11 protein-coding genes are annotated in these 12844 nt (G+C 39.5%); 6 read left to right on the forward strand and 5 right to left on the reverse strand.

Annotation, left to right across the window (positions count from 1 at the left end):
- Nucleotides 1-216: 216 nt before the first annotated feature.
- Together lysS and QWY93_RS02940 are read right to left on the reverse strand one after the other, a co-directional pair.
- Nucleotides 217-1938 carry a lysine--tRNA ligase gene (lysS, locus tag QWY93_RS02935; protein ID WP_290246693.1) on the reverse strand — a complete coding sequence of 574 codons (1722 nt, stop codon included), beginning with the start codon at nt 1936-1938 and terminating at the stop codon, nt 217-219.
- A gap of 15 nt (nt 1939-1953) precedes the next feature.
- Nucleotides 1954-3147 (reverse strand): proline dehydrogenase family protein, encoded by a 1194-nt coding sequence (locus QWY93_RS02940; protein ID WP_290246694.1) that lies wholly within the window; start codon nt 3145-3147, stop codon nt 1954-1956.
- Between the two features lie 552 nt (nt 3148-3699).
- On the opposite strand from QWY93_RS02940, the gene QWY93_RS02945 reads away from it, so the two are divergent.
- The 6 genes from QWY93_RS02945 (at nt 3700) to QWY93_RS02970 (ending at nt 10255) form a co-directional block, all read left to right on the forward strand.
- A complete protein-coding gene (locus QWY93_RS02945) occupies nt 3700-4803 on the forward strand; it encodes a chorismate mutase (protein ID WP_290246695.1) in 1104 nt (367 codons plus the stop codon).
- Nucleotides 4804-4835: 32 nt separating this feature from the next.
- Entirely contained in the window at nt 4836-5873 is a 1038-nt protein-coding gene (gene aroB / locus QWY93_RS02950; protein ID WP_290246696.1) for a 3-dehydroquinate synthase, read from the forward strand.
- On the forward strand, nt 5870-7081 hold the full coding sequence (locus QWY93_RS02955) for a 3-phosphoshikimate 1-carboxyvinyltransferase (RefSeq protein ID WP_290246698.1): 1212 nt from the start codon (nt 5870-5872) through the stop codon (nt 7079-7081). The genes aroB and QWY93_RS02955 overlap by 4 nt, the downstream gene beginning before the upstream one ends.
- Nucleotides 7082-7381: 300 nt before the next feature.
- Nucleotides 7382-8218, forward strand: a complete 837-nt coding sequence (locus QWY93_RS02960) for a prephenate dehydratase (protein WP_290246699.1) — start codon at nt 7382-7384, stop codon at nt 8216-8218.
- 3 nt (nt 8219-8221) lie between these two features.
- Nucleotides 8222-9364, forward strand: coding sequence for a pyridoxal phosphate-dependent aminotransferase (locus QWY93_RS02965; RefSeq protein ID WP_290246700.1), 1143 nt, complete (start codon nt 8222-8224; stop codon nt 9362-9364).
- A 42-nt stretch (nt 9365-9406) separates the two neighbouring features.
- Complete coding sequence (locus QWY93_RS02970) at nt 9407-10255, forward strand: prephenate dehydrogenase (RefSeq protein WP_290246701.1); 849 nt, start codon at nt 9407-9409, stop codon at nt 10253-10255.
- Nucleotides 10256-10289: 34 nt separating this feature from the next.
- On the opposite strand, the gene QWY93_RS02975 is transcribed toward QWY93_RS02970, so the two are convergent.
- From QWY93_RS02975 to QWY93_RS02985, 3 genes are all read right to left on the reverse strand, one after another.
- A complete protein-coding gene (locus tag QWY93_RS02975; RefSeq protein ID WP_290246702.1) occupies nt 10290-11048 on the reverse strand; it encodes an ABC transporter substrate-binding protein in 759 nt (252 codons plus the stop codon).
- Nucleotides 11049-11457: 409 nt separating this feature from the next.
- A complete protein-coding gene (locus QWY93_RS02980; protein ID WP_290246703.1) occupies nt 11458-11925 on the reverse strand; it encodes a type I restriction enzyme HsdR N-terminal domain-containing protein in 468 nt (155 codons plus the stop codon).
- Between the two features lie 99 nt (nt 11926-12024).
- On the reverse strand, nt 12025-12735 hold the full coding sequence (locus QWY93_RS02985; protein ID WP_290246704.1) for a ComEA family DNA-binding protein: 711 nt from the start codon (nt 12733-12735) through the stop codon (nt 12025-12027).
- Nucleotides 12736-12844: the final 109 nt, after the last annotated feature.

Consider the following 12844-nt stretch of genomic DNA (forward strand, 5'->3'; position numbering starts at 1 on the left):
AATCCGATAATTAACAATAAAAACAGTAGATAAATCATTAAAACACCCTAAAAACCTTCCAGGAATAAACCACCCCTTCTAATTTGGGTACAATTTTTTTTCAAAAATAGAGAAATTCACAAAACATGGTAATTACCTAAACCAAAAACCAATAATATATCTCAAAAACCGAAAAATAAGGATAAAAAAAAGCCAGGATTAACCCGGCTTTTTAATTTATTCACTGATCCATTTTTCCACATCCTCTTTGCTAGGATTGGAAGTCTCCAATTTCAATTTTTTCCTTCTTCCACAAACGTCGTTAAATAATTTATTGGCATTTTGTTCTTTCAATTGGTCAATGGTATGAATATTCAAATCCCTTAACGCAGGGATCAATCCCGGGTCCACCCCAACTGCCATAAAATCTTCATCAGTAGCAATCTTTTGCTTTTTCTCTGGTCTCATCTGCGGGAAGAACAACACCTCCTGAATGGTTGAATTATTCGTCAACAACATGGTCAAACGGTCAATTCCAATTCCAAGACCTGCTGTCGGCGGCATACCATACTCCAAGGAGCGAAGGAAATCCTCATCCATGGCCATGGCTTCATCATCCCCACGGGCAGCCAGTTTCAATTGTTCTTCAAAACGCTCCCTTTGGTCAATCGGATCGTTCAACTCAGTATAGGCATTGGCGATTTCTTTTCCATTGACAAATAACTCAAAACGCTCCACCAACCCTTCATCGGATCGGTGTTTTTTGGCCAGTGGGGTCATTTCAATTGGGTAATCTGTAATAAAGGTTGGTTGAACCAGGTGATCTTCCACTTTTTCACCAAATATCTCATCGATCAATTTTCCACGCCCCATGGTATCATCCACTTCTATACCAAACTCATGACAAACTTCCCTGAGCTCGGCTTCATCCATTTTACTCACATCAATTCCCGCATATTCTTTGATGGAATCAAAAAGGGTCAATCTTCGATAAGGGCCTGAGAAATCAATTTTAGTATCCCCAACGGTTACTTCAGCAGTACCATGAACTGATATGGTCACTGTTTCCAGCAGGTCTTCCACCATTTTCATCATCCAGATATAATCCTTATAGGCAATGTAAATTTCCATTGCAGTAAATTCTGGATTGTGGGTCCTGTCCATTCCCTCATTTCGGAACATTTTTCCAAATTCATAAACCCCATCAAACCCACCGACAATCAACCTTTTCAGGTACAATTCATTGGCAATACGAAGGTATAGTGGCATATCCAGCGTATTGTGATGGGTGTTAAAAGGTTTGGCAGCAGCTCCACCATGAACAGCTTGAAGAATGGGCGTTTCCACTTCCAACCATCCCCGCTCATCAAAATACTTCCTCATATTGGTAATGATCCTGGAACGGGTAAAAAACACATCTTTCACCTCAGGATTTACCGTAAGATCCACATAACGTTGGCGGTAACGGAGCTCTGGGTCAGTAAAACCATCATAAACATTTCCTGCCTCATCCCTTTTCACAACAGGTAAAGGTTTTACGGATTTTGATAAAACCGTAAGCTCTTTCACATGAAGTGAGATTTCTCCTGTCTGGGTAGTAAAGATGAACCCCTTTACGCCAATATAATCTCCTATACCTAATAGTTTTTTAAATACTTTATTATAAAGTGTTTTATCCTCTCCCTCACATATATCATCCCTTCTTACATATATCTGCAATCTTCCAGTGGAATCCTGAATTTCGGCAAATGAAGCTGAACCCATGATTCTTCGACTCATCAATCTACCGGCCAGGGAAATATTTTTATAATCATTTTTTCTATTCTCGTAATTCTCATGGATATCTTTTGCCGTTACATTGATGGGAAATTCAATGGCCGGATAAGGGTTAACCCCTAATTCCATCAAAGCTTCACGGTCCTTTCTCCGCTCTATCTCTTGTTCACTCAATAATTGCATAGGTGTTGGATATATTTAATTTTCTTTTTTTATGGCAGCACGTCTTGCCATCTCCTTTTTGATCAATTCAATTTCAAAACTGCTATGTCCAGACATACTGGAATTTTCTTTGGCCCTTCTGGACAGGTAAGGCATAACCGCCTCCACAGGGCCATAGGGGACGTATTTGGCGACATTATAACCGGCTTTGGCAAGGTTATAAGATAAATGATCCCCCATTCCATAAAGTTGGGCAAAGTAAAACCGCTCATCGTCCGGTTTAACCCCATGAAGCCCCATAAGCTCCGTAAGGATGATATTACTCATATCATTGTGAGAACCATTAACCAGGTACACCCTTTGTTTATTATTGACACAAAACTGCAAGCCCTTATTAAAGCAATCGTCTGTATCCTTTTTGGTAGGATGTATTGGATTGGGATAGCCCATATCTTCAGCCCGGTCTGCCTCTTTTTCCATATAAGCCCCCCTTACAATTTTAACCCCCAGATAATACCCTTTGGCCACTGCATCATGGTGGGCAGCTTTTAAGTTTTTCAACATATCTCTGCGGTACATCTGATAGGTATTGTAAACAATGGCTTTGTCCTTATTGTATTTGGCCATGGCATCATAGGTCATATCATCGATTACATCCTGAAACCAGGACTCCTCCCCATCGACCAGAATCCGGACATTATTTTCATAAGCAGCCTTACATAAGGAGTCAAATCTGCTTTTCAGCCTCACAAAGGCATCCCTCTCTTTGGAATTTAGCTCTTTACCGGCTTGAACCTTTGTCATGACCTTATAGTCCCCAAGGCCTGTGGCTTTAAAGACAGTAAAAGGGATTTCCTTGGCCCCGGCAGACCGCAATATGGTCCGGCGGATTTCATCCCTGGTAAAATCATAACTCCTTTCGGTTCCTTCACCTTCTACGGAATAATCCAGGATGGTTCCTATCCCGAAATCAGCCAATTCCTTGATAGAGCGGGCACTGTCTTTAATGCTTTCCCCTCCGCAAAAATGGCCAAACACCGTTTTTTTCATGAGTCCCTTTACCGGCAACTTTAATTTTATGGCTAACCTGGCCATTGCTACTCCCAAAATTACAGCCCACTTCTGATTCATGGCAGTAAATATGAGGTACATCTTTTTTAACTCCGCATCACTTCTAGATGCAAAGGCAACTTCTACATTCTCAAAAGAAATATTGGGTTTTGTATTCATATTATCGATTCAACGTGCAAATATACCAAAAAAAACACCTACTGACTTTATTTTGTCATCTGAATTCTATTAAGACTATATTTTCCTAAAGAAATATTAAGTCCACCTTATTTCAACCATATCTTGAATTAAAATACGTACAGTTTTCGTGCTTGACAAAAACTGATCTAAAATTTATTTATGATCAATACCATGTTTTTAAGTACAACCTTTAAAAAAACGGTTAAGGAAATAACATTCACCTCTTTCCTCCTCTATAATTGTTTAACTTAAATCAGTAAATTTTGTTACCCCTATCTGCTTACATAAATAAATTGATCCACCTTGCAAAAAATAATTGTTTTTTTATTGGTTTTTAAAGGAACAACTTTTAATTTTGAAGCCATGTTTAAACAAGCAGCAACATACTTTATTTACTTCTTCTTTTACTTTCGTCCAATCGGTCGAATCGGAGCTGCTTATTGTCTGAATAAAAAATAAAATTTCATACATCAATCAGGGAGCCCGATTCGAAAGAATCGGGCTTTTTTGTTAGAATCAAGTTAAAACAAAATGAAAGATCACTTACAAACATCAGAATGGGGCCTTGGACTGGAAGGACATATTATCATCGCAGGACCCTGTAGCGCTGAAACCCCAGAGCAAGTGGAAAAAGTTTGCCTGGACATGAAAAAAGAAAATATCATCCCTTCCATGTTCCGTGCTGGAATCTGGAAACCAAGAACCAGACCAGGAAGCTTCGAAGGAATCGGTGAAGATGGCCTAAAATGGATGGAGATTGTAAGGAACCACCTGAACATCCCTATTACCACTGAAGTTGGAAACACTGCCCACGTGGAATTGGCTTTGAAACACAATGTTGATGTCCTTTGGATTGGTGCCCGTACTACGGTAAACCCTTTCGCTGTACAGGAAATTGCCGAAGCCCTAAGAGGTACTGACATCCCTGTCATGGTCAAAAACCCAATGAACCCAGACCTTCAACTTTGGTTAGGCGCATTGGAAAGATTATATGCAGTAGGTATCCATAAACTGGCTGCCATCCACAGAGGATTCAGCGATGCTTACGACAAAAGATTCAGAAACAAGCCTAACTGGTCCATGCCCATCCACTTGAAAAGAGAATGGAAAGGAATGGAAGTCATCAATGACCCCAGTCATATCGTAGGAAAAAGAGAGGGTATTTTGGAAGTTGCCCAAAGAGCAATCAACTTCGGGTTGGACGGATTGATGATCGAAACCCACCATGACCCTGACAATGCATGGAGTGATGCCAAGCAACAGGTTACACCTGCACAATTGAAAGAAATCCTCTCCAAGATTGATTTCAAGAAAACCTTGGACAAAGAAAAACCAAGTGAAAAGCTGCATGATTTAAGATCTGCTGTGGACCATATGGATGACCAATTGTTGGATTTGCTTGCTGAGAGATTTGCTGTCATTGACCAAATTGGAGCCCATAAAAGAGAACACAAACTGACCGTTTTCCAGGCAGACCGTTGGAAGCAAGTAATGGATTCCAGAACTGAAAAAGGTGTTAAAAAAGGATTGAGCGAAAAATTCATGAAAGAATTGCTTTTCTCTATCCATGAAGAATCAGTTAAAAGACAAGAAAAGCAATTAAGAGCAGGAGATCCTGTCGATAAAAAAGCATAACTGATTATATTTGTTCAAAAACAAAAAAGCCATTGGAATCAATAATTTTCTCGACCCAGATTGCCACTGATCTAGATCGGTATTTGAAGACCAAAAACTTCTCAAAGCTTGGTCTTATTGCAGACCAAAATACCTTCAATGCCTGCTATCCTTTAATCCAGGAAATCCTCCCCAAACACGAGCATTTCCAGTTTCAGGCAGGGGAGGGCAATAAAAACCTGCAAACCTGTATATCCATTTGGGAATGGATGACCGATTGTGCATTTGACAGAAAATCACTGATTATTAATCTTGGAGGCGGAGTGACTGGAGATATGGGCGGATTTTGCGCAAGCACCTACAAAAGGGGCATCAGGTTCGTAAATATACCAACCACTCTGCTTTCCCAAGTTGATGCCAGTGTAGGGGGCAAGTTGGGGGTGGATTTTAATGGTTTCAAAAACCATATTGGGGTATTTAATGAACCTGAGGCGGTAATCATTTCTGATGCCTTTTTGAAAACCCTACCCCTTCCTGAGTTAAGGTCAGGTTATGCCGAGGTCATTAAACATGGCCTTATCATGAATGAAAATTATTTTCACAGCCTTAAATCCCACAACTGGGAGACACAGAAGTGGAAAGACATCATCGAAAAATCCGTTTCCATTAAAAAGGAAGTGGTGGAGAAAGACCCCAAAGAAGAAGGTTTGCGTAAAATCCTGAACTTTGGTCATACCGTGGGCCATGCTGTGGAATCCTTTTATTTGGGCAGCAAGTATCATCTACTTCATGGTGAGGCTATTGCCATAGGCATGATTGCCGAAGCATACCTTTCCAGACAACATATCGGCTTTTCCCAAGAGGGCCTTGACACCATCATCGAAACTCTTCTGTCCATTTTTGGCAAAGTCAATATTCCTTCAGAAGATCTGGAAGCCATTGCCCAATTATGCTTTCAGGACAAAAAGAATGAAGGCAAAACCATCAACTGTTCCCTGTTGAAAAAAATCGGGTCATGTGATTATAATATTGCCGTCAGCCAAGAAGACATTATTAATTCCTTAAATTTTTACAATACCATCCATAAATGAAACCCATTACGCTTCCGGTCAAATCCTCCTTTGGCGAAGTGACCATCCCCTTGCCATCATCCAAAAGTGAAAGCAACAGGGTATTGATCATTGATGCCCTGACTCCCGGGAAAAATCATATTACCAACCTGGCTGAAGCCCGGGATACACAAACCATGATCCGCCTTTTAAAAGAGGATCCGGAAACTTTCGATGTTTTGGACGCAGGAACCACCATGCGTTTCCTGACGGCATTTGCAGCCTTAACCGGCCGAAAAAAGACATTGACAGGAACTCCAAGGATGTGTGAAAGACCCATCGGGATTTTAGTGGATGCTTTAAGGGAAATCGGAGCCGATATTTCCTACAAAGGCCAGGAAGGTTTCCCTCCTATGGAGACCAAAGGTTTCAATAAGCAGCTTGCAAATCATATCAAAATCAGGGGAGATGTCAGCAGCCAATACATTTCTGCACTTTTGATGAATGCCCCATTGCTGCCCCAAGGTCTGACTTTAGAGTTGACTGGAAAAATCGGCTCCAGGACTTATATTGAAATGACTCTGGAACTGATGAGGCAATTTGGTATAGAATACAGCTTTGAAGGGAACATAATTAAAGTACCTCACCAAACCTATAAGAACACTTCTTTTGCCGTGGAAAGTGACTGGTCAGGTGCCAGCTATTGGTTCAGCCTGGTGGCCTGTGCAGATAAAGGCGAGTTTTTCCTTGAAGGATTAAAGCCCAACAGTTTGCAGGGAGATTCCAAGATAGTAGACATCATGGATAAGCTTGGCGTGCAGAGTGAATTTAAAGATGGGGGTATTTTGCTGACAAAAAAACCAGTTTCAGGATTACCTAAATTTGACTTCACCCATTGCCCGGACCTGGCTCAGACTGTCGCAGTTACTTGTGCCCTGACAGGACAAAAAAGTGAATTCACAGGACTGGAAAGCCTAAGGATCAAAGAAACTGACCGGATTTATGCACTTCAGCAGGAATTGGCCAAATTCAATGCTCAACTGGTGGAAGGAGAAAATGAAATTTTCACCCTGATTCCTTCAAATGAAATTCCTGAGGAAGTGAATATTCACACCTATGATGACCACCGTATGGCCATGGCTTTTATGCCGCTGGCTACCAAAACCAAGGTCACCTTTGATGACCAGGAAGTGGTCAATAAATCTTACCCCAGCTTTTGGAAACATTGTGCTTTGGTAGGTTTATCCTAAAAATTCCAAGAAAGACATTTAAAGGGAGGCCTAATTAAGTCTCCCTTTTTTTATGTCTATCAGAAAGTAAATTGGGGTAATTAGGGTATTTGTTGTTACCCCGGTACTTTTCAAAGTAAATCAGCAATTGTGTTTTTTCTTTATATTATTATTTTCCCTTTTGCACAATAGGTTGGATTGGCACTCAAAAGGATTACGCAACATCATTCATTCAAAGGGAAATGATGTCTATTTTCATAATAGTACTATTTTTGTGGTGCCGGTCGATTGAACGGAAAGTCAACCAAGAATTATTCGATTTTGAAAGATACACAGGAGAAAATCGCCATACAGGGCATCAAAGGATCTTACCATTATCAAGTGGCCAAAAATGTATTTGGTCCGGATACCGGGATTATTGAGTGCCTTTCTTTTACAGAACTGGTCAAAAAAATCATCCAAAAAGAAGCAGACATTGGGATTTTAGCTTTGGAGAATTCCATTGCAGGCGCTATTCTGCCTAATTATGATTTGATCGACCGGAACAACCTTCAGATTACCGGAGAATTTTATTTGCCCATTTCCCATCAATTGATGGCCCTCCCAGGGCAAACCATCCAAGACATCAAAGAAGTTCGCTCCCACCCCATGGCTTTGCTTCAGTGTAAAGCATTTTTTGAAAAGTACCCCCATATTCAACTAATTGAGGACATGGACACCGCATCAGTAGCCAGGGACATTAGAGAAAAAAAATTAAAAGGAGTGGGTGCAATCGCCGGTGTTGCTGCAGCAGATTTTTTTGAATTGGAAATTTTGGCTTCCGATATTCAAACCATTAAAAATAATATCACCCGCTTTTGCATCGTCCAAAATGAAAATGAGGCCAATACGCAAAAAGGTTTCGATAAGGTTTCCCTAAAGCTGGTTTTGGAAAACCAAAAAGGAATCCTGGCCAAAGTACTTCAGGTGATGAGTGAGCATAACTTGGATTTGACTAAAATCCAATCCCTGCCAGTGATTGACAAACCCTGGCATTATGCCTTTTTTATTGACCTTTTGTTTGAATCCAAGGAGGATTACACGCAAACCCTATCTGTTCTTGAGAAAATGGATATTTCCATCAAAATTCTCGGTGAATACAAAAACGCAAAAATCTAAAACATGATCAGTCCGGCCCAGCGTCTAAACAACGTCAAAGAATATTATTTTTCTCAAAAATTAAGGGAGGTAGCCCAATTGAAAGCTGATGGAGCGCCCATCATCAATATGGGGATTGGAAGCCCTGATCTCCCACCACACGAAAGTGTTATAGAGGCACTGAACCAAACCAGCATAAAAGCAGATGTCCATGGTTATCAAAGTTACCAGGGACTACCCGCTTTAAGGGAGGGCATTGCTTCTTTTTATAAAAAGTATTACCAGGTCCAGCTCCAACCTCAGGATGAAATACTCCCTATGATGGGCTCCAAAGAAGCCATAATGCATATTTCCATGGCTTACCTAAACCCCGGAGACAAGGTACTAATCCCAAATCCTGGATATCCCACTTATTCTTCAGTGACTGAACTAGTGGGTGCAGAAGCTATTTATTATGATTTAAAAGGGGAAAACAACTGGTTACCTGATTTTCAGCAATTGGAAGAATTTGCAAAAAAAGGAATCAAGATAATGTGGATCAACTACCCCCATATGCCTACAGGTGCCAATGCTCCTGAAACCACCCTCTCCCAATTGGTTGAGTTTGGCAAAAAGCATGGGATCTTACTTGTCAATGACAACCCCTACAGCTTTATCCTAACAGCCAAACCTCTCAGCATTCTTTCCATACCTGGAGCCAGGGAGGTAGCCATGGAACTTAACTCCCTTAGCAAAACCTATAATATGCCTGGATGGAGAGTGGGAATGCTTTGCGGGAAGTCAACCTACCTGAAGGAGGTTTTAAAGGTAAAAAGCAATATGGATTCTGGGATGTTTTTGGGCATACAAAAAGGAGCAATAGCAGCTTTAAACCTTGACAAAACCTGGTTTGAACAAATGGATGATATATATAGATCCAGAAGAGAGCTGGTATGGCAAATTATTGACAAAATCGGGGCATCCTACGACAAAAGCAGTTCGGGAATGTTTGTATGGGCCAAATTACCAGAGGGCCAGGACAGCAAAGCATTTGTTGATCAGCTATTGCAAAAAAACCATCTTTTTATTGCACCAGGAGACATTTTTGGCAGCAATGGAATTGGATATATCCGTTTTTCCCTTTGTGTTCCAGAAGATAAAATCAAAGAGGCATTAAAAAGGATTTAATAACAAAATGGCTAATCTCAATCAACCCATTAGAAAATCCATATGAAAAAGGTACATATCATCGGTTTGGGGCTATTAGGGGGATCTTTTGCCCTGGCCTTAAAAAAAGCTTTCCCAGGCATCCGCATTACCGGAACAGACCATAATCAGCAACACCAAGAGGAAGCTGTTCAAATTGGTTTAATTGAGGAAATAAAAGATGTTGCAGCCCCTGATACAGACCTAATCCTAATAGCCACCCCTGTTCATACCATTCCGGATTTGCTCAGGTCAGTTTTGGGCAAGATAGATAAAAACACTCTGGTCATGGATTTTGGAAGCACTAAAGCACAAATCTGCCAATCCATAGCAGACCACCCCAATCGGGAAAACTATCTTGCTGCTCACCCCATTGCAGGGACAGAATTTTCCGGACCAAAAGCTGCTATCGATCACTTATTTTCCGGGAAGATCCTTATACTTTGTGAATTGGAAAAAACCAACCTGGAATTAAAGGGGAAAGCATATGAGATTTTTGAAGCCCTTGGGGTAAAACTCCGTTTTATGGGACCAATGGAACATGACAACCAGTTGGCTTATGTTTCCCATTTATCACATATCAGTTCATTTATGTTAGGAAAAACGGTTTTGGATAAAATGGAAGATGATAAAAATATATTGAATATGGCAGGAAGCGGTTTTTCTTCCACGGTTAGATTAGCCAAAAGTTCACCAGCTATGTGGACTCCCATCATTAAGGAAAATAAAAGCAATATCCTGGAAGCCCTTAACCAATATATCAATAACCTGATGGAATTCAGAGACGAAATTGTTCAGGATGATTACAAAAAGCTTTTCAAGAAAATGGAGGAAATTAATAGAATCGGAAATTTGTTAAACTTGGAAAAATAATTCATCCTCCTGCTTATCGGCCCCCTTTGGCAGGTTATAATTTTTTAAAATATTCTGAGGAATAAAGTAAACGGCTTCCATACCAGGAAAACAGCTCCCCATCCACCAACTTGATTTGGGAAAAGGGAAATTTTTTCTTGAATTGTGCCTTATCCTTTTCATTAAAAGGATAAGGTTCTGTACTTAATAAAATATATTCAGGCTCTAGTGCCCTGATTTCTTCTTCGGTAATCTCTGGGTATCTTTCTTGTGAAACTATATTGATAAACCCGGCCCTTACCATCATGGTATCAATAAAAGTATACCTACCTACTGCGATCATAGGATTTTTCCAAATCAAGTAAATGGAAGTTCCTTTTTTTAAAAAGCCCCCCTCCATGTCTCTCAACATCAATTGGTTCAATGATTTAGCTTTTTCTTTTGTGTCTGTAATTTCTCCGATGGCCCATATCAACACCAATACGTCTCCTAAATCCTCCACATCGCTTACCCAAACTGGAAAATCCTTTTCCAACCTCTCAATCCCTTCTTTATAATTTTCCTCCTTATTACCAATGATTAAATCGGGCTGAAGGCTTTTTATTTTATCAAAATGAAAATTTTTGGTTCCCCCCACAATTACTTTTTCTTTTTTTAAGCCTTTGGGATGGTTGCAAAACTTGGTAACCCCTACCAGTTTATCCCCTAAACCCAAATCTACTAACAACTCAGTCAAAGACGGGACCAGTGAAACTATTCTTTCAGGTTTTCTCCCAATCCAAACTTTCCTGTTCATCTGATCCAAGTATTTCATAGCACTTTAGTCTAGGTAATTCTATTAATTAATAATTCACCTGCAATCAGCAAAAAACTATAAAAACAAAGGCTTTTTATTTGATTGGAATTATTTAAACTAAATCAGACTGATAGCTAACCCGATTTTTCGCGCCCTCAAAAAAAATTTTCTTTAAACCAATTCAAATCAACACTAGTAAAGAGCATTTTTTTTGATGTACACTACAATTTCCAAAAAAACAACCTTAAACTTAACCCACAATCCTTTATTGCTTTTTTTACACGAGTGGTAATTATACCTTTATTTAGGTTCAATTTGCCTTTTTATTTCCTTTTTTCCAAAACATTAAAACCTTCGAAATCTTTCTTTTATTCATACCTTAATAAAAGTCCCCAAAAAAGGTTTCAACAGGGAGCCTAAAGGGAAACTAAAAAACCGGAAACTCTCTAATTTGCTGATAAGCCTCTTTTTTAGGATCAAAAAACAAACAAATATGCTGGATACCATTACTAATGGCAATGTATTCTGCACCGATGGATTTATTATAAACGCAAACCTGTTCCACTGTCTTTTGGGTTAATTTCACCTCTGGGGCTTTGCATTCAATTAATAAAAAAGGATCTCCCCGGCGGTTCAACACCAAAATATCAAATCTTTTATTTACCCGGTTATATTTGAGACCTCGTTCCAGTGAAAACAAACTTTTTGGATAATTTTTCCAAGTTACCAAATAATGAATTAGGTGCTGGCGGACCCATTCTTCTGGAGTTAGGACAAGAAATTTTTTCCTTAAGGGATCAAATACATTTAATCTTCCCTTTTCTTCTTCCAATTTAAAATTCCCGGCAGGAAGGTTTAAGGGGTTTTTTAAGAAGGAATATTTTTCATCTACCATAAGGCAAATATGACAGCTTTTGGATAGATAGTGAAGCCCTGACTCAAAAATATCATTCCCACATTGTTAAGGCCTCACTACTCAATGCAATCCCCTTTCTTATTTGGTAGTCAAATAAGGTTTTATCCGGTCTAGCCAATCCTCTGAAAAAATCTTGATGTTCAGCAATTCATCCACTGTTTCGTATTCCCCATGTTGCTTTTTATAGGCCAAAATGACTTTGGCATAACCGTAATCAATATAAGGATGGTTAGCCAATTCTTTTATAGTAGTTTCATTTAGATTGATTTTTTTGGTAACCTTTGAGTTGAATTCAAAATACTCCAATACCCTAAGAGCCACTTCTTCTTTCAAGCCATATACATCCATCAATTGTTCTTTTTGATAAAAGCCGCCAAGACTCTCCCTGAATTTTACAATCCGGGAGGCTAGGGTTTGGCCAATTCCGGGCACAATCTGCAAAACTACAGAATCAGCTTCCGCAAAGTCCATTTTTTTTAGCTGAGGTTCCTTTTTCCTTTTAAAAGAATCCTTAGGAAGGTCAACTGAATCGACAGAATTAGAGACCCGCATAACCGGTGCTTTATTCGCCTTATTTTCTGAAAATTCCTTTTCCCATTCCTTCAATTTACTCCTCGCTTCCTGTAAATAGGCTTCGTATTGTCGCTCATGCTTTTGTTGCAACAAAAAATCATAAACGGAGGGAACCCAATACAATAGGAACAGGGCTGGCAAAACCAAAAGAAAACCTTTGGACTCCCTTCGCGAAAATCCCAGATAATTTTTAAAAAAATAAAAAAGGCGTTTCATTGTAATAGATAAAAAAAGAGTAAATTATAAAATTCAATTTCCTCCTGTTATCCTAGTAACAGGTTGGTAATAAATTTAATAAATTGGAATTATTTTCCCATATAAATCA

Source organism: Echinicola jeungdonensis, assembly GCF_030409905.1.
Classification (GTDB): Bacteria; Bacteroidota; Bacteroidia; order Cytophagales; family Cyclobacteriaceae; genus Echinicola; species Echinicola jeungdonensis.

What these genes read in the sequence shown, in the direction of transcription:
- QWY93_RS02985 (WP_290246704.1), bottom strand. Translation starts at nt 12,735, where the DNA reads ATGAAACGCCTTTTTTATTTTTTTAAAAATTATCTGGGATTTTCGCGA.
- QWY93_RS02965 (WP_290246700.1), top strand. Translation starts at nt 8,222, where the DNA reads ATGATCAGTCCGGCCCAGCGTCTAAACAACGTCAAAGAATATTATTTT.
- QWY93_RS02955 (WP_290246698.1), top strand. Translation starts at nt 5,870, where the DNA reads ATGAAACCCATTACGCTTCCGGTCAAATCCTCCTTTGGCGAAGTGACC.
- lysS (WP_290246693.1), bottom strand. Translation starts at nt 1,938, where the DNA reads ATGCAATTATTGAGTGAACAAGAGATAGAGCGGAGAAAGGACCGTGAA.
- QWY93_RS02940 (WP_290246694.1), bottom strand. Translation starts at nt 3,147, where the DNA reads ATGAATACAAAACCCAATATTTCTTTTGAGAATGTAGAAGTTGCCTTT.
- QWY93_RS02980 (WP_290246703.1), bottom strand. Translation starts at nt 11,925, where the DNA reads ATGGTAGATGAAAAATATTCCTTCTTAAAAAACCCCTTAAACCTTCCT.
- QWY93_RS02975 (WP_290246702.1), bottom strand. Translation starts at nt 11,048, where the DNA reads ATGAAATACTTGGATCAGATGAACAGGAAAGTTTGGATTGGGAGAAAA.
- QWY93_RS02970 (WP_290246701.1), top strand. Translation starts at nt 9,407, where the DNA reads ATGAAAAAGGTACATATCATCGGTTTGGGGCTATTAGGGGGATCTTTT.
- QWY93_RS02945 (WP_290246695.1), top strand. Translation starts at nt 3,700, where the DNA reads ATGAAAGATCACTTACAAACATCAGAATGGGGCCTTGGACTGGAAGGA.